Here is a 22,235-nt window from a genome sequence, read left to right as displayed (position 1 = left end):
TTGCAGCGGCAGCAATTGAGCTGCTCACGGATTCAGAAGCTTACAAGCGTATGGCAACGGCAATTAATCCCTTTGGCGATGGTCAGGCGAGCGATCGCATTCTGGAAATTGTGACACAGTTTTTTGCCCAGCACCCAAAGCAAAAGGCCACCGCCAACTGAGGAGAGCAATGAGAATGTTCTGGGCAGGTATTTTGGTCACAGGTTGGCTGGGCTTAGTGCTGGTCATAGCAGAACTCATTCACGCTGGGTTTCCCAATGCCAAAGAATGGTCACGGAAAGTGGTTCACATCGGTGCCGGTCAAGTTATCCTCATTGCCTACGTCCTAGGGGTTCCCACGAGTTGGGGCATTGTTGCCGCAGCGATCGCCGGTGTGATCACCCTTCTTTCCCATTGGGTGCCTATTTTTCCCAGTATTAGCGGGGTGGGGCGACAAAGCTGGGGCACCTTTTTTTATGCCGTGAGTATTGGCACATTGATGGCGCTCTTTTGGGACAGGCTGCCGGAAGTTGTAGTTCTGGGAATTTTGGTGATGGCTTGGGGAGATGGCCTAGCTGCCCTTGTGGGGATTCATTGGGGACAACACCCTTTGCTGCGAACGGGTAAAAGCTGGGAAGGAACGCTGACAATGTTCTGGGTGAGTACCCTCGTGGCGGCTCTATCTCTCAGCCCTATTGCCGCTGTGGAATTGCTCTGGATTGCCCCCCTAGTGGGTCTGGGTGCTACCCTCTTGGAACTGATTGCTTGGCGGGGAATTGATAATCTCACAGTTCCAATTGGCAGCGCTCTACTCGGCTACGGCTTGCTCAGTTTGAGTTGATTTGAGAAAGGGCATTTTCAATAAACTGGCGGGCGATCGCGATCGCTTCTCCGTTGATTTCATGGGCCATGGGTAGGGCATGAAACTCTCCCTTGACACCGGCTGCTTGCAGGGCTTGCCAACTGGCCTGGGCACTGGCAAAGGGTACCACCGGATCCGCTGTGCCATGGATCATCAACACGGGTGGTGAGGTGGCTGCGACCACCGGCGGGCGTACCACATAGCCGCTAAAGACCACTAGTCCCGCCAAGGGCAACGTTAAGCCCACGGCCAAGGTCAGTGCCCCCCCTTGGGAGAATCCCCCCAAAATTGTGCGACTTAGATCAATGGGCAAGCTGGCAATCCACTCCCGCAGTGCAGCTTCACTGGTGGCTAAATCCGTTGCCCGCTCATCCAGCAATAATGACCCATTGGGGGCATCGTGCTGATTCAGGTCATACCACATCCGCCCCTGGGCAACGTAGGGATGGGGAAAGGGGGCTTCTGCGGCATAGGTTTGGGCTTGGGGCGCCAGTAATGGCCCAAGGGAGATTAAGTCTGCGGCATTGGCCCCCCAGCCGTGGAGCAGTAAAAGACTGTGCGCTGCCGCGATCGGCGGATCGGGAAGGGCAAGAAATTGCAGCTTGACCATGCTAGACCGGGTTGAGTTCCTTGGCAGGAGCCGCCCCACCGGGGTAGGTGAGGCTGGATTCAATCATCTGCCGCCCCTCCGTTAAGACATAGTCAAAGAAGGCTTGGGCCACCACCGACAGCTGCTTGCCCGCAGGATAAACCAGATGCCAGTGCCGCTGAATTGGGAAGTGTTCCACATCGAGAATCGTCAATTGGCCGGACTCACGGTCAAGGGCTAAGCAGTGATGGGAAAGCACAGAAATTCCCAAACCGCCCGCGATCGCCTGCTTAATGGATTCATTGCTCCCCAATTCAAGACGGATATTGATTGGTACACCGTGCTGGGCGAAGAGTTTCTCCACTGCTTGACGGGTGCCCGACCCCTGCTCCCGCATAATAAAGGGTTCTCCTGCCAACTCTTGAATTGGAATTTTACTGCGGCCACTGAGGCGATGGTGACTGGGGGCAACCACCACCAAGGGGTTATCCAAAAAGCGGTGGCACTCCACATCTACATTGTCTGGTGGGTAACTGGGAATATAAAGATCATCCATATTGCCTCGGATGCGCTCCACCACCTGTTCGTGGTTAGTGACCGTTAGAGCGACATCAATCCCAGGATAGCGCTGGCAAAAGGGGCCTAGCAGGCGGGGAATCACATATTTGGCCGTGGTAATTACACACAGCCGCAAGTGTCCCTGCTTCAGACCTTTGAGGTTGGCAATGGCCATTTCAAACCGCTCAAGCCGCTCAAAAATGTCTTGACAGGTGGCCAACAGTTCTTTGCCAGCTTCAGTGAGATAGAGCCGTTTGCCCACTTGTTCAAAGAGGGGCATGCCAACGGCACGGGTCAACTGCTTCATTTGAATGGAGACGGTGGGCTGCGTCAGAAAGAGTTCCTCAGCAGCACGAGTAAAACTTCCGTGGCGAGCAGTGACCTCAAAAACCTTAAGCTGATGTAGGGTTGCCTGTTTCAAACCCACTCTCCTTTCGTCAGCGATAGGGCTACATAGATTGAATTCTATCAAATTTGGCGGCAGGATAACGAAATGTGAAGAATCTCGAGGCAAGAATGATGATCAAAGGGGACTCGACTCAGGTAGTCGGCGATCGCCTGCGGGGGGGTAGACACCTCTGGAACGAGTGGCGGCAAACCTATCCTCAGCTTACTGTAGATTTAAGTGACATGAATTTGACGGGCATGGATCTGCGGGGTTACGATCTGCGGGGGTGTAACCTGAGCCGGGCCTGTCTGCGGGAAGTGAACCTTGCCCATGGGGATTTGCGCTTTGCCAACCTTCATGAGGCAGATTTAACCGCAGCCAACCTCAATGATGCTGATTGTCGCGGCGCGTTGTTTTTGAAAACGGTGGGCGATCGCGCCACTGCCCAGCGGGCAAATTTTCAACTGGCCAATTTACAGCACGCGCGGTTTAGCTATGCCGATTTCTCTTGGGCTACCCTTGAGCAGGCAGATTGTCGCCACAGTAATTGGTGTGAAGCCGATCTCAGCCATGCCCGCGCCGCTGCCAGTGACTTTTCCTTTGCTCTGCTCATGGGAGCGAGTCTAAATGAGGCCACGCTGCGTTTTGCGCAACTGGTGCAGGCTTCCCTTGAGGGGGTGCAAGCCTATCGCTGCAACTTCTATGGGGCCAACCTCGCCCATGCGGGGCTGACGCGGGGTTACTTTGCCCGTGCCCTTTTTGTGCGCGCTAACCTACAGGGGGCGACGTGTTGCTGGGCCAACTTTCGCCATGCCAACTTAGAGGAAAGTCGGTGTGAGCAAACGAATTTTCACCACAGCCTCTACGTCAGGTAATGATTCATCCTAAGCCGCTGACTGGAGTAGGGCAACCGCATAGGCAGCTATCCCCTCTTCGCGCCCCACAGGCCCTAGTTTTTCATTGGTGGTGGCTTTAATACTAATCTGGTCACGATCAATACCAAGGGTCATTGCCAGGCGATCGCGCATCTGGTGAAGGTAGGGCTTGAGTTTGGGGCGCTCCGCCACAACTACCGCATCAATGTTGCCCACTTGCCAGCCCCGTTCTGCAATCAGTGCCGCCACTTTTGCCAATAGGACTTGACTATCTGCCCCTGCCCACTGCGGATCAGTGGGGGGAAAGTAATGGCCAATATCCCCCAGGCTGAGGGCACCCAAGAGGGCGTCCATAATTGCATGGGTTAGGACATCGGCATCACTATGTCCCAAGAGTCCTAGGGAGTGTTCTAGTTTGACACCGCCTAAAATGAGAGGCCGCCCCGCCACCAATTGATGGATGTCGTAACCATTGCCAATGCGGATTTTCATGGCTGCTGTATAAAATAACGAAGGGGCGATCGCCGATACTACCGCCCTCTATTGTTGCAGAGTCTTCTACCTTGGCCAACTTAAATATTCACTTCGCTCAGTTGGCGGCACATATAGTCAAAGGGCTGTTCAACAATGCTGGTGTCTTCAATGCCAGCGGCGGTGACGCGATCGCGCACAATCTCCTTCATGATTTGAATGCCCCGCACCGTTGGACCAATGGGAACCCCAAGGGAGTTGTAAGTTTCCCGCAACCCTTCAAGGACGCGCTCATTGAGGACATCCACATCCCCGGCCACAATGGCATAGCTGGCATAGCGCAGGTAGTAGTCCATATCCCGCAAGCAGGTGGCATAGCGGCGGGTGGTATAGGCGTTGCCGCCGGGTTGAATCAGTTCCGGCTGCTCTGTGAAGAGGGCAGAAGCGGCTTCCTTAACGATGGCTGCGGCATCGCCATTGATTACTGCCGCTGCTTTAACCCGCGCCGCACCGGAATTAAAGTAGGAGCGCAAGCGCTCAACAGCATCGCGATCGAGGTAGCGACCGGTGGAGTCATAGTTTTTAATCAGTGTGGTGACGGCATCACGCATAGGTTTTTCTTACTCCTAGAACTGTAAAACTAGCGTTAACCCGAACGCCAGCCAAAATGCGCGGACTAAAACCGTACTTAGCTTACCATGGGCGGGTTTCCCCCCCTTGGCTTTCGTTTACGGACTGTTGCGAACTATTACAAAAGTTCATAATTCTAGACGTGTCCCAGCAAGCGATCGCGCAGACGCTTAATTTGATCGCGATAGCGAGCGGCCTCCTCAAAGGCCAATTCTTGAGCGGCTGCCTTCATTTTTGCCTCCAGGTCTTGGATCAGTTGGGGAATGTCCTCTAAACTCAGTTCCTGTAAGGTTTGGGCAGATAACAGAGGTACCGACTCGGTATTCAGACGGCGGGAGACCTCCAAAAAGGCCAAAATAGCGTTGCTGGTTTTCTTGACAATGGGTTGGGGGGTGATGCCGTGGGCTTGGTTATAGGCCAGTTGAATGGCGCGGCGCCGCTCTGTTTCTTGGATTGCTTTTTGCATACTGTCGGTGAGGGTGTCGGCATAGAGAATGGCCTGTCCCCGCACATGGCGGGCTGCGCGGCCAATCATTTGAATGAGCGATCGCTCCGCCCGCAGGAAGCCCTCTTTATCGGCATCCAGGATTGCCACTAACGACACCTCTGGTAAGTCCAGTCCCTCCCGCAGCAGGTTCACCCCAATCAGCACGTCAAAGTCCCCTTGGCGCAGGGCTTCCAGAATTTCAATGCGCTCAATCGCATTAATTTCTGAGTGCAGATAGCGTACTCGCACGCCCCGCTCTTGGAAGTATTCTGTGAGATCCTCGGCCATGCGTTTGGTGAGGGTGGTCACCAGTACTCGCTCCTGGCGATCGCACCGCAGGCGAATCTCTCCATACAAATCATCCACCTGTCCTTGGGTCGGGCGGACAAAAATCTCTGGATCCACCACCCCTGTGGGGCGAATAATTTGCTCCACCACTTGCCCTTGCGATACCGCTAATTCCCAATCGCCGGGGGTAGCCGAGACAAAAATGCACTGCTTCACCTTCTGCCAAAATTCCTCCGCCTTGAGGGGGCGATTATCTGCCGCACTGGGCAGCCGAAAGCCATGGTCAATCAGCACCTTTTTGCGGGCTTGGTCGCCATTGTACATGCCGCGAATCTGGGGCACTGTAACGTGGGATTCATCCACCACCAGGAGCCAATCCTCAGGAAAGTAATCAATCAAACACTCCGGCGGTTCCCCCGCTGCCCGGCCCGCCAAGTGACGCGAGTAATTCTCGACTCCATTGCAGTAACCCACTTGCCGCAGCATTTCCAAGTCATAGCGGGTGCGTTGACTGAGGCGCTGTGCCTCCAGTAGCTTGTTTTCTGCCTCTAACTGGGCAACTCGCTCTTTAAGTTCTGCCTCAATAGCGGCACAGGCTGCTTCAAGACGCTCCGCAGGGGTGACAAAGTGCTTCGCAGGATAGATATTCAGGCGTTCCACACTTTGCAGGGTTTCCCCCGTCAGCGGATCCACATAGCGAATCGCTTCAATTTCATCGCCAAAAAACTCGACGCGAATAATGCGATCTTCATAGGCCGGCCCAATCTCTAAGACATCCCCTTTGACCCGAAAACGCCCCCGTCCTAACTCCACATCATTGCGAGTGTATTGAATCGTGGCTAACTGCCGCAGGAGTTGCCGCAGATCCGTTTCACAGCCCACTTCTAGAGGAATGGCTGCCTTTAGATACTCCGCTGGAATGCCCAAGCCGTAGATGCAGCTAATCGAGGCAACCACAATGACATCCCGCCGTTCAAAGAGGGAGCGAGTAGCAGAGTGGCGCAACATATCAATCTCTTCGTTAATCGAAGCACTTTTTTCAATGTAAGTATCGGTAACGGGAATGTAGGCTTCAGGCTGGTAGTAGTCGTAGTAGGAGATAAAGTACTCAACCGCATTTTCCGGAAAAAAGGAGCGCAGTTCATTGCACAGTTGCGCCGCCAAGGTTTTGTTGTGAGCCAAGACTAGGGTCGGGCGACCAATAGCCTCGATCACGCGGGCGATTGTGTGGGTTTTACCCGTGCCCGTTGCCCCTAGCAGGGTCTGGAAGCGATGTCCTGCCCGTACCCCAGCGACCAGTTTTTGAATAGCTTGGGGTTGATCACCGGTGGGTTCAAAGGGAGCGTGAATGCGAAACGGAGTGCTGGTCATTGCCCAATACTAAATTAAAGAATTCTTTCCTAGCTCTTAGGGTAGTCGAGGGACAGAGGAGCAAGCCCCCCACAGTCCTTTTCAGAAGGGGTGAAGGCACTTGAAACCGCCCAAACTAGATTCCCACCCATTTTAGAAAAGGGCTGAGAATTTAGTATTCTAGATAACAGCTTCTTGTGTATTGTAACAGTTAATTGCGCCAAATCTAAAGAATTGGTAAAAGCTTTGGCTCCCCCAAAATATCGGCAGTATCGTAGGGAAACAAGATACCTCCTAACTGCGTCCTTGGCCCTACCCGCTTGGCGTAGGGTTTCTTTTTGCGGGAATTTCGCTAAAATCTGGGAATTCCCTACCGTGACGGCCATGGCTGGTGAAGTCATTGAAATTCTAAGCGCCGACGATCTACGGCGCACTGTAACCCGCTTAGCCTCCCAAGTGGTGGAGAAGGCTCGCGATGCCCTCGACAAATTGGTGTTGTTGGGGATTCATACCCGTGGCGTTCCCCTTGCCAAGCTCTTGGGGCAACACATTGAACAACTGGAAGGGCTGAGCTTGCCCATCGGTGAGTTGGACATTACGTTTTATCGCGATGACTTGGATCGCATTGGCCCGCGCACACCACAGCAGACCCTGATTCCGGTCGATCTCTCTAGGCGGATTGTGGTCTTGGTGGATGATGTGATCTTTAGTGGCCGCACGATTCGCGCCGCCTTGAATGCTGTCCACGACTATGGTCGCCCCAGTGCCATTTGGTTACTGGCGCTGATTGATCGCGGGCATCGGGAATTGCCCATTCACCCCGACTTTACCGGTAAAGTGCTGCCCACAGCTCGCGATGAAGTGGTGAAGGTACTTTTGCAAGAGATTGATCAGCGGGATGGAGTAGAGTTGCGGAAACCCTATTGATTCAGGAAGATCAACGGAATTAGTCTCATTTATTTGCTGAGCCTTTTAGTAACTTGATTGTGACTGCCCCTATGAGGTCGGTCTTGAATATCGCGCAGTACAAGATGCAGATTTGACGGTTTTGGCTCAGGAGCTTGGCTGGAAATACCAGTGCACCATTGTCTGGAAGGAGGGAAGCATCTCAGGGCGGACGGCTAGTGGATCATGGCTAGTGCCCTCAACCCCCTATGGAATTGCTCGTGCCGGGTTAATTGCGGTGTTGGACAAAGAGAAGTGGTGGTGCAGGCCTGTCGAAATTGATCCTCGATATGCGCAACTAGCTAAGAAGAGCCTCCTGAATGAGATTACGCTATTTGATGGAGTCAATTCAGAAATTTTTCCTCTTCACAACTTTTTTAGCTCAACGATAAACCGGTCGTGCCCCTCCTGTGGAGCTGGCTAAGGCAAGAGTCGGCCCTTTTCTAAACCATTGGGAAAGTCAACGGAGAGGGGGGGATTCGAACCCCCGTTAGGTGTTACCCTAAACTTGATTTCGAGTCAAGCGCATTCAACCACTCTGCCACCTCTCCAAGATCTGTAATCATAGCAAAAGCAAATGCTAAAGGCACGCTTGGCGATCGCCTCCTCAAGGAAATTCTGGCGGCAAACCCCTTTACCATAAAAGTATTCAGTCAACTTCAAACAACGACGGCATGGATATTAAACAGGGTTTTGTGGGCACCGTCGGTCAGACGCCGCTAATTCGCCTGAACTACTTTAGTGACCTCACAGGCTGTGAAATTCTCGGGAAGGCAGAGTTCCTCAACCCCGGTGGCTCTGTCAAGGATCGGGCAGCCCTTTACATCATTGAAGATGCTGAAAGAAAAGGTCTCCTTAAACCCGGCGGTACCGTGGTCGAAGGCACAGCGGGCAATACGGGCATTGGCCTAGCCCACATCTGCAATGCTAAGGGCTACAAGTGTCTGATTGTTATTCCCAATACCCAATCCCAAGAAAAAATTGACCTGCTGCGTACTCTGGGTGCCGAGGTGCGCCCGGTTCCTGCCGTACCCTATAGGGATCCCAATAACTATGTGAAGCTCTCCGGGCGTATTGCTGCTGAAATGGAGAATGCCATCTGGGCAAACCAGTTCGATAACCTTGCCAATCGCCAAGCCCATTACGAAACCACAGGACCTGAAATTTGGCAGCAAACCGATGGCCGAATTGATGCCTGGGTAGCGGCAACTGGTACTGGGGGCACCTATGCAGGAGTGGCCATGTACCTCAAGGAAAAAAATGCGGCCATTCGCACCGTGATTGCCGATCCCATGGGCAGTGCCATCTATAGCTATGTAAAAACAGGCACCCTCAGCAGCAGGGGTAGTTCCATTACTGAAGGCATTGGCAATAGCCGCATTACAGCAAACTTAGCAGGCGCTCCCATTGATGATGCGATTCAAATTGAGGATCAAGAGTGCCTTGAGATTATTTATCAACTACTCCACTACGATGGCCTTTTCATGGGTGGCTCTGTGGGCATTAATGTGGGGGCAGCGGTACGCCTTGCTAAGGAACTGGGTCCCGGCCACACGATTGTCACCGTGCTGTGCGATGGGGGTTCCCGCTATCAATCGCGGCTTTTTAACCCGGCGTGGCTGGCCAGCAAAGGGCTACGGGTGCCAGAGATTAAAAAACGTGAAGCCTTGGGAACAATGTCTAATACCAATTCCAGCGGATCACCCTTTTGATTTGCATTTTTTCGATTGAGTCGCGTTTTATTCCCTCGGAGTCAATAAAGTGGATTCTCTGGCCGAGCGATCGCCTGTTCTTGGCCTCTGAGCTGTGTAGGTAAAATTTCGTTGCCAACCGCTTAATAGTGCTTACAAAATCTCAAAAAGTTCAAAAAGTGCCACACTAAAGATTGGCGCAAGACAGAACAGTCGTTAAGCTCAAGGCAAATCCCTGGAGCCGCCATCATGTACGGTGAGTCAGAACATACCCCCCAAGCGATCGCTGGCCGTTCTTACCAAGTGCGGATTGGCCAGTACCTGACGGAGGGTTGGCAAATTTTCAGCACCCAGCCCCTTGCTTACATTGGCTTCTTTATTCTTGTTTCCATGGTTAATGTTGTGCTCAACAATATTCCAGGGGCTGGTCTAGTTGTTAGCACTATTCTGGCAGGACTTTTCTCCGCAGGCTACTACTTTTTTGGTTTTCAGATTGCCCGTAACCAAAGACCCGAATTTACTCACTTCTTCGGGGCGTTCAAGAATAACTACTTTTTGCCTGTCTTTTTGACAAATTTAATCATTAGTTTGATAACTAATCTCTTTGTTCTCAGTGCCGGTGTCCTATTTCTGGTTGCAGGGTTGCCGTTTTTGCAAAGTGTATTAGAGCAGGGCGCCGTTGAAGGTGCTGCCTCAGAGGCAGATACCAGACAATTGTTAACCCTCCTCGATCAACTCCCCCGTTTTCCTGAGGTGCTGACACCCGTTTTAATCTTGGGGGGGATTCTCCTGCTGCTGTTGGGGATTTACTTTGGGGTAGCCTATCTATTTGCCCTGCCTTTGGTGGTGGAGCACCGGTTTGACGTGTGGCCAGCCCTAGAAACCAGTCGCCGCTTGATCTCCCGTAGCTGGTGGAGCTTCTTTTTTCTCAACGTGTCAATTATTTTCTTCCATATTTTAGGCTTGTGCCTCTGCGGTGTGGGGCTGTTGGTGACAATTCCTTGGAGTAGTTGTGTCATTGTAGCAGCCTACCGCGATATTATTGGCCTAATTCCCTCCATCAGAGATACAAATTAGCTTTCTAGTTTTAGTGTAATGACGCTGCCTACCCTTGCAGAGATTAACCTCGACCCCTTTTGGATGCCCTTTACGGCCAATCGGCAGTTTAAGCAAAGCCCTCGCCTTCTCGTGTCAGCGGCGGGGATGTACTACACGAGTATTGATGGCCGCTCCATTCTCGATGCCACAGCGGGGCTGTGGTGTGTTAATGCCGGACACTGCCGCCCTGAAATCCGCAGCGCGATCGCTCAACAGGCTGCTACCCTGGATTTTGCCCCCACCTTTCAGATGGGGCATCCGGGACCCTTTCAGGTTGCCGATCGCCTGCGTGCCATTACCCCTGAGCCTCTCAACCATATCTTTTTTACTAATTCTGGCTCTGAGGCGGTGGACACAGCCTTGAAAATTGCCCTAGCTTACCATCGCTTGCGGGGGGAAGGCAGTCGCCAACGGCTCATTGGGCGTGAGCGGGGCTATCACGGGGTTGGCTTTGGGGGAATTTCCGTGGGAGGCATTGCCGCCAATCGCAAGTTCTTTGGTCCTCTTTTGGCAGGGGTAGATCATCTGCCCCACACCCACAATCTTGAGCAAAATGCCTTCAGCAAGGGGCAGCCAACGTGGGGAGCACATTTAGCCGATGAGCTAGAGCGGTTGGTGGCTCTGCACGATGCTTCAACAATTGCCGCTGTAATTGTCGAACCCTTGGCGGGTTCTACGGGGGTATTGATTCCGCCCCAAGGGTACTTGGAACGCCTGCGCGCCATTTGCGATCGCCATGGCATCCTGTTGATTTTTGATGAGGTGATCACCGGCTTTGGCCGTCTGGGTGCTCCCTTTGCCGGCCAATACTTTGGCGTGACGCCGGATCTGATTACTGTGGCCAAGGGGTTGACCAATGCGGCTGTGCCCATGGGGGCGGTCATTGTGCGCGATGAAATCTATGAAACCTTTATGCAAGGGCCCTTGGGGCAAATTGAGTTTTTCCATGGCTACACCTATTCGGGACATCCCCTTGCCTGTGCCGCTGCCTTAGCCACCCTAGAGATCTACGAAAAGGAAGCCCTATTTGAGCGGGCGGCTGCCCTTGCTCCCTATTGGCAGGAGGCCGTCCACAGCTTGCGGGGGCTGCCCCATGTCATTGATATTCGCAATTTGGGCCTGGTGGCGGGCATTGAATTGGCGCCGCGGGAAGGTCAAGGGGGTGCCCGTGGCTATGATGCCCTCTGCCGTGCCTTTGAGGCGGGGCTGCTGATTCGAGTTACAGGGGATATTATTGCCCTCTCGCCTCCGTTAATTGTGGAGCGATCGCACATTGATCAAATGATGGAGATTTTAAGTCGCGTTCTGCGGGAACTTCCTTAGCTGGCTGAGCGTCAGCAAAAGCACTCTCTCACCGGAGGCTTGTATGTTACGCTTCCTGTCGCTGGCCATCGGGAGTGTCGTGACCCTCCTGGCGATCGCTCCCCCAATGCGGGCGGCCTATCCTCTCTTTCCCAATCAGCCGGGGGTAGATGTCTTCTTCCCCGGCCTCGAGTCTTTTGGGCGGCCACAGACCCCGCAATACACTCCCTACAACCCCATCTTTTACCGTCCGCCGGGGCAATCCCAGACCTACATTATCGTACCGGTGCCCTATCCAGCTCGCCCTGTGATTTACTACTTGCCCTACGGCGCACCTGTTTATTCCCCCCACTTTCCCTATCCTTGTTATCCCTTTCGGTGTAGGTAAAGTGGGCGCTGCGGAGGAGCGATCCTGCTACAATAGCGGATAATTTAGCTTTTTTGAGAGGGGGTATGGCGCACTTAGCGATCGCGCCTGTATTGTTTCACTTGGCATTTCCGGTCAACAATCTAGCGGACACCAAAGCCTACTACATTGACGGCTTGGGCTGCGAACCAGGGCGGGAAAACGCCCACTGTCTAATCCTCAAGCTGTATGGCCATCAACTGGTGGCCCATGTCACCGCTGAACCCCTAACCCCACCCAAAAACATCTATCCGCGCCACTTTGGTTTGATTTTTTTGGCTCAGGCCGACTGGCAAAATCTGCGCGATCGCGTGGTCAAAAACGGGCTGGAATTTTATCAGCCGCCGCGCACCCGCTTTCCCAACACCCCCCTAGAGCATCAAACCTTCTTTTTGGCAGACCCCTTCCACAATCTCATTGAAATCAAGCACTACCGCAATGTAGAAGCCATTTTTGGCCTGCGGAATCACGCTTCCATTGGCGATACCTCCCCTGCATCTGTCTCCCCCTGTGAGTCATCTCATTCTCTATAGCAAGCCCGGCTGTCACTTGTGTGAAGGGCTACAGGAAAAGCTGGCTACTCTGAGGGAATTTACCCTTGAAGTACGCGACATTACTCGCTGCGAAGAGTGGTGGCAAGCCTATCAGTACGAAATTCCGCTGCTCTATTTGGTCATCGGCGAACAGGTCATTCCCGTGCCGCGCTTTTCTCCCCGTGCAAGTGCTGAACAGATTCGGCAGCGCCTCCAGCAATTGGCGGGTGGGAGCAAATCGGAGGCTGCCGATTGAGGGGATAATCAGCGTAGTACGCCAACAGGAAACTCACCTATGGTGGATTTGGGAGCGATGTTCTTTCGCGGGCGCGGGGTCAAGATCTCCCAGCAGTTTGCCGTAATCGGTCTGGGGCGCTTTGGCCGAGGGGTATGTGAAACCCTGCACGGCATGGGCTACGAGGTGCTAGGGAGTGACAACCAAGAGCGGTTAGTCAATCAAGTCCTGCAGGATCACATTGTGGATCATGCAATTCAATTGGACTCCACAGATCCCCAAGCCCTGAAGGAAGCAGGTCTGCTGGAATTTGAAACAGTGATTGTCGCCATTGGCAATCATGTGGATGCCAGTATCATCACTACGCTTAACCTAAAGGAAGGGGGCGTGCCCAATGTCGTTGCCAAGGCTTCCTCGGAGATTCACAAAAAACTGCTAGAGCGCGTCGGGGCAGATCGCGTGGTCTTCCCGGAATATGAGGCGGGTTGCGACTTGGCGCGATCCCTCACCCGACCGGCCATTCTCGATTGGTTTGATCTCGACCCTGAAAAAAGTATTGTGGAAATCAAGGTTCCCGAGGTATTTCACAATCGCACCGTTGCGGAGGTGGAACTTCGCAGTCGCTATGGCCTCAACCTGATTGCCCTGCGCTTTGATGACAAGTTTGAGATCAATCCCAGTCCTAGCCAAAAGCTCAAGAAGGGGGACGTTATGGTGGTGATTGGTGCCAATGAGGACATTGACCGCTTTTTGCGCAGTCAGCACATTCACTAGCAGGGGGTGAGGGCTTGTTTCCCTAGACCAGAACCGCCTCACACTGCTATGACGCCCTTAGCCAATGCTGGCTCCCTTTTGGGGGGTCGCAGACAGCAGGCAGAAGAGTGATACACTCATATTAACATTTGTAAACAATTGCCCCCTACCCTTTGAGATTGCCCCTATGAAGAACGCGCTTTACACTGCGGAGCAGGTGTGCCTGATTGGTCACATCTTGGCAATGGCCTTTGGTTTGGCGGGGTTACTTCTCGTGGTACCCCATCCTGAGTTTATTCTGGCCTTGCCCCCCTGGGGTCAGCAGCTCTTTCAGTGGAGCATGGCGAACGGCGGGGTAGTTTATATTGTCCTCGGGGCGCTGGCGATCGCTCTCCATACCTATCGCCACTTTGGCCTTGGCAAACTTCTCGGCTTTCTGCTGCCAGCAGTGGGAATTTCCCTCACCAGTGAACTGTTGGGTACCAGTACCGGCTTTCCCTTTGGCCATTACGGTTACCTCAGTGGCTTGGGGTACAAAATTGCTGGCCTTGTTCCTTTTACGATTCCCCTCTCTTGGTTTTATATGGGGCTGGTCACATTTCTATTCGCCTATAGCGGTTTCATAAGTCGTCCTCTGCGGGAAGGCAAACCGCTGGGCTTTGGGGCAGTCCTGAGCACCGTGGGCTTAGGAGCAATCTTTTTGACGGCCTGGGACTTTGTTTTGGATCCGGCCATGAGTCAAACGGCAGTCCCCTTCTGGCAATTTCAGGATGTGGGTGAGTTCTTTGGCATGCCCTACCGCAACATTTTGGGGTGGACAGGGACAGGGGCAATGTTTATGGGGCTGGCAATGATCACCTGGTGGCCAAAGCCGGTGGTGGTCAACCGCAGGCAACTGATTACCCCCCTGCTGGTCTATCTGGTCAACTTTGCCTTTGGCGCGGTGATTACGCTTACCTCCTTGGATCAGCGTTTTTGGATTCCCGCAACCCTAGGCTTTGTTTTAGGTGTCGTACCCGTCACGCTGCTGTGGTGGTTTGCTCAAACTTCTCTGGGGAAGACGGCAGTAGATCTTCGGTAGAGATGATTCCTGGGGGGAGAAGGGGCAATTCCTTCAAAGGAAATTAAAGGGGTCAACATCAATACTGAATCGCGTGGAGCCGGGACAGTGCGTCCTAAGGCCATTGAGGGCTTGACTCAGCCGCGGAAAATCTGTGGGTGAACCTTTCAGGAGAATTTGCCAGCGGTAGCGATCGGCAATTTTGGCAATCGCCGCCGGTGTTGGACCGAGAACTTCCCACGTGCCCTCTGCAACGGGTGGGAGTGCCTGTAACTGCTGGGCGATCGCCTGGGCTGTGGTGGCCACCTGCTCTGGATCAGGACTGCTGAGGCGCAGAAGGATGAGTTGGCCATAGGGAGGATAGCCCAAAGGCTTGCGGTTGCTCAGCTCCTGGGTGGCAAAGGTTTCCCAGTCGTACTGTTTTACCGCTTGGATGACCCCATGCTCAGGAACATAGGTTTGGAGGATAACTTGCCCTGGCGTACTGCCCCGCCCGGATCGCCCCGCCACTTGGGTGAGCACCTGAAATGCTCGTTCCGTAGCTTGATAATCCGGTAGATGGATCAGGCTATCGGCAGCTAAAATTCCCACCAAGGCCACCTGGGGCAAATCAATCCCCTTGGTCAACATTTGCGTCCCTACCATCACATCCGCCTCGCCGGCGGCAAACCGGCTCAACAGTTGGCGATGAGATCCTTTACGTTGCGTAGTGTCACTGTCAAAGCGCAGTACCCGCAACTGGGGAAACCGCTGATTGAGTTCCGCAACTACCCGCTGCGTACCGCCGCCAAAGGGTTTGAGATAGGGAGAGTCACAGCTGGGACACCGCCGAGGAAAAGCCTGCTGGTAACCACAGTAGTGACAGCACAGAACCGTTAGGTGGTCGCTAAACAGATGTGCGGTAAGCGAGACACTGCAGTGGGGACAGTACAGAGCCGTGCCACAACTGCGGCAGGACACAAACGTGCTATATCCACGCCGCGGGACAAAGAGAATGGCCTGCTGACCCCCTAGATTTGCCAACGCTTCCTGAAGAGGAAAACTGAGCATGGAGTAGTTCTTGCGGAGCAGCTCTTGGCGCATGTCCACAACGGTAATGGGGGGCAGGGGGCTACCGTGAATGCGTTCCGGCAGGGACAGAGGGTGAATCCGCCCCATTTGCGCTGCTTGCCATGTGCTCAGGGCAGGGGTAGCCGTTCCCAAAATCAAGGGAATGGACTGTTGGCGCGATCGCCATTCCGCCACCGTGCGGGCATGGTAGCAGGGCTGGGGTTGATCCTGCTTGTAGCTACTGTCGTGCTCTTCATCCAGAATCATCAGACCCAGCCCGACCAGGGGCAGAAGCACAGCAGATCGTGTGCCAATGACCACGCGCGGCTCCTGCAGGAGCGTCAAGCGCCAAGTGTCATAGCGCTCCCCCTCACTCAAGCCACTGTGATAAACCAACACCCGCTGTCCAAACCGCGCCCGCACCCGATCTGTCAACTGCGGTGTTAAGCCAATCTCCGGCACGAGCAGCAAGGCGGATCGCCCCCGCTCTAGACAGGCGGCAATGGCCTGTAGATAGACTTCTGTCTTGCCGGAGCCGGTGACCCCGTGGAGCAAAAAGGTTTCCCCCGTTTCTAAATGCTGCAAAATTTGTGCTAAGGCAGTGGCTTGGGCAGGCGTTAACGTTTTAGGCGCCTCTGGCGGAACCGCTACTCCCTGTTCAAGACGGCAAGACTGCTGCTCGACAATGGTAAGATACCCCTTGTCCGCAAGACGCCGCAGGGTTTGGGAGGTGGTGCCCATTGCTGTGAGTACCTCCTGCAGCGGACAGTCGCGACCCTGTTGCTGAAGATAGTGCAGGATCTGCCGCTGCCGCTGCGTTAGCTCCTCCCCTCCCTTCCCCTTCAGGAGCACCACCACCTGTTGGTGTTTAGGCTGTTGAGCGCTGGGTGCTGCCAGATAGGTCTCCACTAAGCCGAGACGTTCGAGTTCACTGAGGGCTCGCCGCACTTTGGGAAAGTGTTGCTGGAGGTAGCGCACACTGTAGTCCCCACTGCCTTTGCTCTGGAGAAAGCGCAGCAGATGTTGCCCCTGCTCAGACAGGGGAGGAATGCCCTGTTGGCGGCGCAGACGTACCCGCCGTTGTGCTCTCCCCAAAACCCCCGGCGGCAGGGCAGTGCGCACCACTTGGATCAAAGGCGTGCAGTAGTAGGTGGCAATCTGCTCTAGGAACGCCCAATAATCTTTTGGAAAAAGCTGCTGGTCAACAATTTCTAGGAGCGATCGCAAGCGCGCTGGCTCCACTGTCGGGGGCGGCTCTGCTTGGACTTCCAGAACAATTCCCCGCACCACTTGGGCACCAAAGGGCACCTCCACCACATCGCCCCCCTGCACCGCCCAATTCTTGGGAACACTGTAGGTGTAGGCGTCAGTCGCCCCCACACAATCTACCAAGACCTTAGCATAGGCCGGGCACTGTGCCATAACAGGGGTAGAACTAACAAGGCTCATAGGCGGAAAAAAATGCCTCGAAGGGTTTGGACAACTTTACTACTCCTACCGCTCCTTGCCCAGAACCCCAATTTACCCCAAGCCAACCGCCATGGAGACTACCCTCTCCGCACTGATCATCGCACTTGGGTGGTGGTGGACTCAGATAGGCAAGGCCTCAACTGTCGGTGGTCACCCCAAGTCCCAAAGGCGTGGTATAGTCCCCTGGCCAAGTGGCCGCGGACAGACATTTGGCGCTGGCCTGTGGTGCGTCGCTTTCCACGCGGCACGGTGTTGAAGGCAAATCTTGCCCCAGCCGGTTTTGCCATGATCCCTGATGATCGTGGTCTGCCTTGGCTGAAGGTGACCCTTGGGAAGGACAATCAGATTTGCTTGGTGCGAGCCAACCGCCATTTTATTCGTCCGCGCTAGCAAGGGGCTGAGACCCTTGTCTTTCTGGGGAACATGGGAGGATAAAGGAAACGCCTCCTCACCCCTCTGTTTTTCGATGATCTTTACGAAGCACAAATGATTGCGATCGCCCGTCAACTGTGGGCAGCAAGCCAAACTTCCCGAAACTTCCTGAGCCAATTGCGGGAGCAAATCCGCATAGAAAACAAGCTGCTCGGTTGGGCTATGGAACAGCCGTGCCTGCGGGTACAACTTTTTCGGCCCATTGACTGTCTGCCTAGCCTGCGCAGCAAAAGCGAGGTGGCTCGCCATCTCCAAGAGTACCTCAGTGACCCCGCTGTGGAACTGCCGGAACGCTTGAAAAAGCTCCTCAACTTTGCCCAACCCGATTCACTGCCAGCGCAAGCAGCGGCCACCACATTTATGACTGCCGTGCAAGCCCTTGCCCACAAATACATTGCCGGCGAAACCACCGAACAGGTGCTGAAAACCATTGGCCATTTGGGCAAGCAGGGCATGCTGGTGACCATGGATATTCTAGGGGAGGCGGTAATTACAGAGGCCGAGGCGCAGCAGTATCGCGACGCTACCTTGACTTAATGGCGCAACTCAGCCCCTTAGGGCAGCGGGCGGGAGTCAACCCGGTACAGGTTTCCGTGAAGTTGACGGCCTTCTACTCCTACCTGCTACAATTTCCTGAGCCGCGCGTCATTACCGAGAATGTGCAGCGCCAAGGCTTTGCACCCATTGCTGGACTGGATAATTAATGCCGACGGGCAATCCGCTACTTGTTGAAATTCAGGAGCGCATTAGGGCAGTGGGCGCCATTTCCTTTTGTGAGTTTATGGATTTGGCGCTGTATGCCCCACAGGGGGGCTACTATAACCGACCTCAAATGCAAATCGGCCGAAGGGGCGACTTTATCACCTCCGGTAGTCTGACTAGAGATTTTGCCGAACTCCTCACCGAGGCCTTTGTTCAGATGTGGCACGCTTTGGATTGTCCCCAACGGTTTACACTACTGGAAATGGGCGCTGGTGAGGGGGAGTTTGCTGATGTTGTCTTAGGTTATAGTCAAGCCACCTATCCCGATTTCTTTGCCGCCCTAAAGTATCAGATTCAAGAACAATCCCCCAGTTTACGGGAGCGCCAACAGCAACGCTTGGCACGTTGGGGCGATCGCCTGTCCTGGCAAGGTGCTGAGACCCCTGCGGAATCGATCATCGGCTGTATCTTTAGCAATGAACTGATCGATGCTTTTCCGGTGCATCGGCTGCAATGGCAGGGGGGCAACTGGCAGGAAATTTATGTAACCCTCGATAAGCAAGGAGCCTTTCAAGAGGTGTTGCGCCCCCTGAGGGAGGATCGCATCCATGAGTACTTTGCCACTATCGGCATTGATCCACAGCAGCAGGGCTATGCCGACGGCTACCGTACTGAAGTCAATCTGCGCCTTATCCCGTGGTTAAAAGACCTCAGCCAGCGCCTTGAGCAGGGCTTTGTTCTTACCATTGACTATGGGTATCCCGCACATCAGTACTACCATCCTGCCCGCTGTGAGGGCACCCTACAGTGCTACTACCGCCATCGCCGCCACAACAATCCCTATAGTTTTGTTGGCGAGCAGGACATCACAGCTCATGTGGATGTGACTGCCTTGACTCGCTACGGGGAAAAGTTTGGCCTTGAAACCCTGTATATCACCCGTCAGAGTTTGTTTCTCATGGCCCTAGGCTTGGGCGATCGCCTCCTTGCCCAACAACAGAGTAATGGCCATCTCCTCCACGCCTTAAACCGCCATCAATCCCTACACCAACTCATTGATCCTCTAGGCCTCGGTGGCTTCTACGTCGTTCTTCAGGGCAAACAGGCCACCCTAAAACTGCCGCCCTTACAGGAAGCAGATCAGGTATTCAGAGCAACTCAGAGGGGGACTTCCCCAAGGTTGCTCAACGACTGAGAGCCACATCCCGTTGCGGAGCTGGCAAAAGAGACCGATAGTACTCCTCCAGTTGCTGGGTGGCGGCAGCCCAACTCCAGCGTTCTGCCTCTTGGCGGGCATTTTGGCGGAGGGTCTCGCGGTCACCCGGCGAGTCAAAAAGACGTTGACAAGCCGTGATCGCTCCCGTAGGATCCGCTGGATCAAACAAAAAGCCATTCACTCCATCAGTGACAATATCGGGAATTCCCCCACTATTGGCCGCCACCACCGGACAGCCTGCCGCCATCGCCTCTAAGAGAACCAAGCCAAGGGTTTCCGTGCGTGAGGGAAAAATAAAGACATCCGCCGAGGCAAAGGCCGCCGCCAAGCGTTCACCCCGCAGATAGCCGACAAAATGGGTGGGTGTACCGGCAAAGTGTTTTTCTAGGGCATCTCGATGGGGGCCATTGCCCACTAGGGCCAGTCTTGCCTGCGGTATCTGCTCTAGGATGGGTTTAATTTGCTCAATTTCCTTTTCAGCCGAGAGGCGACCCACGTAAAGGAGCAGGGGAGCATCTGGATGCCCTTGACTGAGAAAATGTCGCATTTCTTGACTTTGGCGTTGGGGATGGAACAATTCCACATCCACGCCCCGCTGCCAGAGATGGAGATGGCGAATCCCGTGGGCTTTCAGTTCCGCCACCATTGCTGTCGAGGTACACAAATTCAATTGAGCGCGGTTATGCCCCCAGCGCAGCAGTGACCAGAGGACTTCCTCAAGAAACCCTAGGCCATAGTACTTCAGATATTGGGGCAGGTGGGTATGGTAGGAGGCCACTAAGGGTAATTGCAATTTCTCCGCATAGTACAAACCCGCCAACCCTAAAACAGCCGGATTGGCCACATGGATCAGATCGGGTTCAAAGGTGGCTAGGGCTTTACCAATGGCGGGTCGCGGCAGGGCTAATTTGAGTTCAGGATACAATGGGAGGGGAAAACCGGAGACACCGTAGATCTGCGCGCCTTCATAATGATCTAACCCACCCTCAGGAGCCACCACCAACACCTGATGCCCATGGCGTTGCAGATGGCGTACAGTTTGACACAAACGGGTAACAATGCCATCAATTTTGGGCAGAAATGTCTCGGTAAATAGCGCGATCCGCATTTCGGTAACCTGAATGGAGAGGGATTTTTCCCATTCTCGAATCAGGGGGGTCTTGGCGCAACCCGTCGGAGCCAAAAAGTTTCCTTCCTAAGGAGGGGTAAACAGTGGCGAAAACAGAATTGTTAATGGCGATCGCTGGCCTGAATCGAGGTATTCTAGCTACCCCTCGCGATCGCAAACAGGTGGCCGCTCTTGCCACCTCCCTTGAGAAGAGCAGCAGCAGTCATGGGATGGGTACAAAACTTGATTTTCTGCGGGGAGGTCAATAGGTCTAACAAGGGACTAAGTGGTGTACTCGGCATTGATTTTCACATAGTCGTAGCTAAGATCACAGCCCCAAGCGAGACCACGACCATGGCCGTGGCCGATACTCACTTCAATAACCACGGGATGTTCAATGGATTGTTGGCCGCTGGCATCCACGCTGGCAGTGGCTTGGTTCACCAAGTAGGCATTGGCAGCGGCGCGATCAAAGGGCAGAGGTTGACCTTGGCACATCATTGGAATCCCGCCAAGGGAAATAGCCAGATTGCTGGCATCAAAGGGCACCCCGGCGCGACCAGCGGCGGCAGCAATACGTCCCCAATTGGGATCTCGGCCATAGATGGCGGATTTCACCAGCATGGAGCCGGCAATGGTTCTGGCCACTTGGCGTGCGGCTACATCATCACTGGCACCGCTCACCTGCACTTCAATGAGGCAGGTTGCTCCCTCGCCGTCACGGGCGATCGCCTTTGCCAAATGGACACAGACTGCGGTCAACATTTCCTCCAGACGAGTTGCCGCAGGTCCTGGCTCTGTAATTGCCGGGGTGCGGGATTGGCCATTGGCCAAAGCAATGACACTGTCATTGGTGCTGGTATCGCCATCAACCGTAATTTGATTGAAGGAGCGATCGCAGGCGCGTTGCAGCATCTCCTGCCACAGATGGGGAGATACGGCGGCATCACAGGTAATAAAGGCCAGCATCGTCGCCATATTTGGGTGAATCATTCCTGAACCCTTAGCGATGCCGCCAATGCGAACGGGTTGGTCTTCCCAGATGGCTTCAAGAGCAATTTGCTTAGGCACTAAATCTGTCGTCATAATGGCACGGGCAGCAGCCTCCCCATTGTTGGGGCTTAAGCTTGCCGTCAGGGTGGGCAAAGCTTGGCGTATTTTCTCCAGGGGAATCGGCTGACCAATGACCCCTGTTGACGCCACCAGCACCATCTCTGGACTGACTCCTAAGGCCGTTGCCACCATCTCCGCTTGGGCTAAAACTGCCTGCCAGCCCTGTTCGCCGGTGGCAGCATTGGCTTGACCGGAATTACACAAAATGGCTTGCGCTGTTCCCTTCGTTTGTAACCGCTGACGACAGTAGGTTACAGGGGCTGCACACACGTGGTTCGTTGTAAATACCCCAGCGGCAATCGCCGGCACGTCGGAAACAATCAATGCTAGATCCGCTGCCCCTGAAGCTTTTAATCCTGCTGCCATTCCCGCAGCCCGATATCCTTTGGGGGCAGTGACCCCACCTGTAATCCGTTGCCAGTGACCCATAACGTCGTCAACCAGAGAATCGTTGCGATTATATCAGGGCTATTTCCCAAAAGAGCGACGATTAAGGGTTTTTGCAGAAGTCTAGGGGAGCAGTTATGCCCTGAGGGGCAGGGCGATCGCTCGCTAAGCAATGAAGAAATGAAGCCGTCAGCTCAATGAGCAGTTGTCCCTTAGCGGCGGGGATGGGAATGGCGTTGATTGGCCGGTTGGCGGGT

The 22,235-nt window shown here is 54.2% G+C and carries 23 protein-coding genes, 1 tRNA gene and 2 pseudogenes; 17 read left to right on the top strand and 9 right to left on the bottom strand.

What is annotated here, in order from left to right; translation table 11 throughout:
- Together Q0683_RS06900 and Q0683_RS06895 are read left to right on the top strand one after the other, a co-directional pair.
- Positions 1 to 161: pseudogene (locus Q0683_RS06900) on the top strand (UDP-N-acetylglucosamine 2-epimerase (non-hydrolyzing)); the annotation flags it as partial.
- A 14-nt stretch (positions 162 to 175) separates the two neighbouring features.
- Entirely contained in the window at positions 176 to 820 is a 645-nt protein-coding gene (locus tag Q0683_RS06895; protein ID WP_298976951.1) for a diacylglycerol/polyprenol kinase family protein, read from the top strand.
- On the opposite strand, the gene Q0683_RS06890 is transcribed toward Q0683_RS06895, so the two are convergent.
- The gene (locus Q0683_RS06890) at positions 807 to 1,451 is read right to left on the bottom strand and encodes an alpha/beta hydrolase (protein ID WP_298613602.1); all 645 of its coding nucleotides are present in this window, start codon (positions 1,449 to 1,451) and stop codon (positions 807 to 809) included. The two genes, Q0683_RS06895 and Q0683_RS06890, sit on opposite strands and share 14 nt — an antisense overlap.
- 1 nt (position 1,452) lies before the next feature.
- A complete protein-coding gene (locus Q0683_RS06885) occupies positions 1,453 to 2,409 on the bottom strand; it encodes a LysR family transcriptional regulator (protein WP_298613605.1) in 957 nt (318 codons plus the stop codon).
- 95 nt (positions 2,410 to 2,504) lie between these two features.
- On the opposite strand from Q0683_RS06885, the gene Q0683_RS06880 reads away from it, so the two are divergent.
- On the top strand, positions 2,505 to 3,251 hold the full coding sequence (locus tag Q0683_RS06880; RefSeq protein ID WP_298976950.1) for a pentapeptide repeat-containing protein: 747 nt from the start codon (positions 2,505 to 2,507) through the stop codon (positions 3,249 to 3,251).
- A gap of 9 nt (positions 3,252 to 3,260) precedes the next feature.
- On the opposite strand, the gene ispF is transcribed toward Q0683_RS06880, so the two are convergent.
- The 3 genes from ispF to uvrB all read right to left on the bottom strand — a co-directional run bounded on the left by ispF (position 3,261) and on the right by uvrB (position 6,498).
- Positions 3,261 to 3,743, bottom strand: coding sequence for a 2-C-methyl-D-erythritol 2,4-cyclodiphosphate synthase (gene ispF, locus Q0683_RS06875; RefSeq protein ID WP_298613611.1), 483 nt, complete (start codon positions 3,741 to 3,743; stop codon positions 3,261 to 3,263).
- 80 nt (positions 3,744 to 3,823) lie between these two features.
- Positions 3,824 to 4,333, bottom strand: coding sequence for an allophycocyanin subunit beta (gene apcB / locus Q0683_RS06870; RefSeq protein ID WP_298613614.1), 510 nt, complete (start codon positions 4,331 to 4,333; stop codon positions 3,824 to 3,826).
- A 155-nt stretch (positions 4,334 to 4,488) separates the two neighbouring features.
- Positions 4,489 to 6,498, bottom strand: coding sequence for an excinuclease ABC subunit UvrB (uvrB, locus tag Q0683_RS06865; RefSeq protein ID WP_298976949.1), 2,010 nt, complete (start codon positions 6,496 to 6,498; stop codon positions 4,489 to 4,491).
- A gap of 363 nt (positions 6,499 to 6,861) precedes the next feature.
- Between uvrB and pyrR the strand changes: the two genes are divergently transcribed.
- The gene (pyrR, locus tag Q0683_RS06860) at positions 6,862 to 7,404 is read left to right on the top strand and encodes a bifunctional pyr operon transcriptional regulator/uracil phosphoribosyltransferase PyrR (protein ID WP_298613647.1); all 543 of its coding nucleotides are present in this window, start codon (positions 6,862 to 6,864) and stop codon (positions 7,402 to 7,404) included.
- 482 nt (positions 7,405 to 7,886) lie between these two features.
- On the opposite strand, the gene Q0683_RS06855 is transcribed toward pyrR, so the two are convergent.
- A tRNA-Ser gene (locus Q0683_RS06855) sits at positions 7,887 to 7,973 on the bottom strand.
- Positions 7,974 to 8,096: 123 nt separating this feature from the next.
- On the opposite strand from Q0683_RS06855, the gene Q0683_RS06850 reads away from it, so the two are divergent.
- The 8 genes from Q0683_RS06850 (at position 8,097) to cruF (ending at position 14,521) form a co-directional block, all read left to right on the top strand.
- Positions 8,097 to 9,134 (top strand): cysteine synthase A, encoded by a 1,038-nt coding sequence (locus Q0683_RS06850; RefSeq protein WP_298613620.1) that lies wholly within the window; start codon positions 8,097 to 8,099, stop codon positions 9,132 to 9,134.
- Positions 9,135 to 9,362: 228 nt separating this feature from the next.
- A complete protein-coding gene (locus Q0683_RS06845) occupies positions 9,363 to 10,190 on the top strand; it encodes a DUF975 family protein (RefSeq protein WP_298613624.1) in 828 nt (275 codons plus the stop codon).
- A gap of 18 nt (positions 10,191 to 10,208) precedes the next feature.
- Positions 10,209 to 11,534, top strand: coding sequence for an aspartate aminotransferase family protein (locus Q0683_RS06840; protein WP_298613627.1), 1,326 nt, complete (start codon positions 10,209 to 10,211; stop codon positions 11,532 to 11,534).
- Positions 11,535 to 11,577: 43 nt separating this feature from the next.
- Positions 11,578 to 11,901: a hypothetical protein gene (locus Q0683_RS06835; RefSeq protein WP_298976948.1), complete on the top strand. Its 324-nt coding sequence runs from the start codon at positions 11,578 to 11,580 to the stop codon at positions 11,899 to 11,901.
- A 65-nt stretch (positions 11,902 to 11,966) separates the two neighbouring features.
- Entirely contained in the window at positions 11,967 to 12,452 is a 486-nt protein-coding gene (locus Q0683_RS06830) for a VOC family protein (RefSeq protein WP_298613633.1), read from the top strand.
- Positions 12,430 to 12,708, top strand: coding sequence for a glutaredoxin family protein (locus tag Q0683_RS06825; RefSeq protein ID WP_298613636.1), 279 nt, complete (start codon positions 12,430 to 12,432; stop codon positions 12,706 to 12,708). Before Q0683_RS06830 ends, Q0683_RS06825 begins: the two co-directional genes overlap by 23 nt.
- 42 nt (positions 12,709 to 12,750) lie before the next feature.
- Entirely contained in the window at positions 12,751 to 13,461 is a 711-nt protein-coding gene (locus Q0683_RS06820) for a TrkA family potassium uptake protein (RefSeq protein WP_366142733.1), read from the top strand.
- A gap of 166 nt (positions 13,462 to 13,627) precedes the next feature.
- The gene (gene cruF / locus Q0683_RS06815) at positions 13,628 to 14,521 is read left to right on the top strand and encodes a gamma-carotene 1'-hydroxylase CruF (RefSeq protein WP_298976947.1); all 894 of its coding nucleotides are present in this window, start codon (positions 13,628 to 13,630) and stop codon (positions 14,519 to 14,521) included.
- 33 nt (positions 14,522 to 14,554) lie between these two features.
- Here the strand turns inward: cruF and priA are convergent, their stop codons facing one another.
- Positions 14,555 to 16,972: a primosomal protein N' gene (gene priA / locus Q0683_RS06810; RefSeq protein ID WP_298976946.1), complete on the bottom strand. Its 2,418-nt coding sequence runs from the start codon at positions 16,970 to 16,972 to the stop codon at positions 14,555 to 14,557.
- A gap of 39 nt (positions 16,973 to 17,011) precedes the next feature.
- Between priA and Q0683_RS06805 the strand changes: the two genes are divergently transcribed.
- The 4 genes and pseudogenes from Q0683_RS06805 to Q0683_RS06790 all read left to right on the top strand — a co-directional run bounded on the left by Q0683_RS06805 (position 17,012) and on the right by Q0683_RS06790 (position 19,349).
- Complete coding sequence (locus tag Q0683_RS06805) at positions 17,012 to 17,410, top strand: hypothetical protein (RefSeq protein WP_298611796.1); 399 nt, start codon at positions 17,012 to 17,014, stop codon at positions 17,408 to 17,410.
- Positions 17,411 to 17,506: 96 nt separating this feature from the next.
- A pseudogene (locus Q0683_RS06800) lies at positions 17,507 to 18,003 on the top strand (proline dehydrogenase family protein); the annotation flags it as partial.
- Positions 17,989 to 18,156, top strand: coding sequence for a hypothetical protein (locus tag Q0683_RS06795; protein WP_298611802.1), 168 nt, complete (start codon positions 17,989 to 17,991; stop codon positions 18,154 to 18,156). The pseudogene Q0683_RS06800 and the gene Q0683_RS06795, both read left to right, overlap by 15 nt.
- The gene (locus tag Q0683_RS06790; RefSeq protein ID WP_298976945.1) at positions 18,156 to 19,349 is read left to right on the top strand and encodes a class I SAM-dependent methyltransferase; all 1,194 of its coding nucleotides are present in this window, start codon (positions 18,156 to 18,158) and stop codon (positions 19,347 to 19,349) included. Before Q0683_RS06795 ends, Q0683_RS06790 begins: the two co-directional genes overlap by 1 nt.
- On the opposite strand, the gene Q0683_RS06785 is transcribed toward Q0683_RS06790, so the two are convergent.
- Positions 19,339 to 20,478 (bottom strand): glycosyltransferase family 1 protein, encoded by a 1,140-nt coding sequence (locus Q0683_RS06785; protein WP_298611826.1) that lies wholly within the window; start codon positions 20,476 to 20,478, stop codon positions 19,339 to 19,341. The genes Q0683_RS06790 and Q0683_RS06785 overlap by 11 nt on opposite strands.
- Before the next feature lie 104 nt (positions 20,479 to 20,582).
- On the opposite strand from Q0683_RS06785, the gene Q0683_RS06780 reads away from it, so the two are divergent.
- Positions 20,583 to 20,747, top strand: coding sequence for a PAP/fibrillin family protein (locus tag Q0683_RS06780; RefSeq protein ID WP_298617050.1), 165 nt, complete (start codon positions 20,583 to 20,585; stop codon positions 20,745 to 20,747).
- Positions 20,748 to 20,760: 13 nt separating this feature from the next.
- Here Q0683_RS06780 and argJ read toward each other — a convergent pair whose 3' ends face one another.
- Positions 20,761 to 22,020, bottom strand: coding sequence for a bifunctional glutamate N-acetyltransferase/amino-acid acetyltransferase ArgJ (gene argJ, locus Q0683_RS06775; protein WP_298611811.1), 1,260 nt, complete (start codon positions 22,018 to 22,020; stop codon positions 20,761 to 20,763).
- Between the last annotated feature and the right edge of the window lie 215 nt (positions 22,021 to 22,235).

The sequence above is a fragment of the uncultured Thermosynechococcus sp. genome (assembly GCF_938074695.1).
Lineage (GTDB): Bacteria > Cyanobacteriota > Cyanobacteriia > Thermosynechococcales > Thermosynechococcaceae > Thermosynechococcus.
The sequence above is the reverse complement of the archived record's forward strand: the minus strand, read 5'-3'. Positions and strand labels throughout refer to the sequence as shown.

Bases quoted from the DNA above. Each gene is read 5' to 3' on its own strand.
- Q0683_RS06895 (WP_298976951.1), top strand. From the start codon at position 176: ATGTTCTGGGCAGGTATTTTGGTCACAGGTTGGCTGGGCTTAGTGCTG.
- Q0683_RS06890 (WP_298613602.1), bottom strand. From the start codon at position 1,451: ATGGTCAAGCTGCAATTTCTTGCCCTTCCCGATCCGCCGATCGCGGCA.
- Q0683_RS06880 (WP_298976950.1), top strand. From the start codon at position 2,505: ATGATGATCAAAGGGGACTCGACTCAGGTAGTCGGCGATCGCCTGCGG.
- ispF (WP_298613611.1), bottom strand. From the start codon at position 3,743: ATGAAAATCCGCATTGGCAATGGTTACGACATCCATCAATTGGTGGCG.
- apcB (WP_298613614.1), bottom strand. From the start codon at position 4,333: ATGCGTGATGCCGTCACCACACTGATTAAAAACTATGACTCCACCGGT.
- uvrB (WP_298976949.1), bottom strand. From the start codon at position 6,498: ATGACCAGCACTCCGTTTCGCATTCACGCTCCCTTTGAACCCACCGGT.
- pyrR (WP_298613647.1), top strand. From the start codon at position 6,862: ATGGCTGGTGAAGTCATTGAAATTCTAAGCGCCGACGATCTACGGCGC.
- Q0683_RS06850 (WP_298613620.1), top strand. From the start codon at position 8,097: ATGGATATTAAACAGGGTTTTGTGGGCACCGTCGGTCAGACGCCGCTA.
- Q0683_RS06845 (WP_298613624.1), top strand. From the start codon at position 9,363: ATGTACGGTGAGTCAGAACATACCCCCCAAGCGATCGCTGGCCGTTCT.
- Q0683_RS06840 (WP_298613627.1), top strand. From the start codon at position 10,209: ATGACGCTGCCTACCCTTGCAGAGATTAACCTCGACCCCTTTTGGATG.
- Q0683_RS06835 (WP_298976948.1), top strand. From the start codon at position 11,578: ATGTTACGCTTCCTGTCGCTGGCCATCGGGAGTGTCGTGACCCTCCTG.
- Q0683_RS06830 (WP_298613633.1), top strand. From the start codon at position 11,967: ATGGCGCACTTAGCGATCGCGCCTGTATTGTTTCACTTGGCATTTCCG.
- cruF (WP_298976947.1), top strand. From the start codon at position 13,628: ATGAAGAACGCGCTTTACACTGCGGAGCAGGTGTGCCTGATTGGTCAC.
- priA (WP_298976946.1), bottom strand. From the start codon at position 16,972: ATGGCACAGTGCCCGGCCTATGCTAAGGTCTTGGTAGATTGTGTGGGG.
- Q0683_RS06805 (WP_298611796.1), top strand. From the start codon at position 17,012: ATGCCTCGAAGGGTTTGGACAACTTTACTACTCCTACCGCTCCTTGCC.
- Q0683_RS06795 (WP_298611802.1), top strand. From the start codon at position 17,989: ATGGCGCAACTCAGCCCCTTAGGGCAGCGGGCGGGAGTCAACCCGGTA.
- Q0683_RS06790 (WP_298976945.1), top strand. From the start codon at position 18,156: ATGCCGACGGGCAATCCGCTACTTGTTGAAATTCAGGAGCGCATTAGG.
- Q0683_RS06785 (WP_298611826.1), bottom strand. From the start codon at position 20,478: ATGCGGATCGCGCTATTTACCGAGACATTTCTGCCCAAAATTGATGGC.
- argJ (WP_298611811.1), bottom strand. From the start codon at position 22,020: ATGGGTCACTGGCAACGGATTACAGGTGGGGTCACTGCCCCCAAAGGA.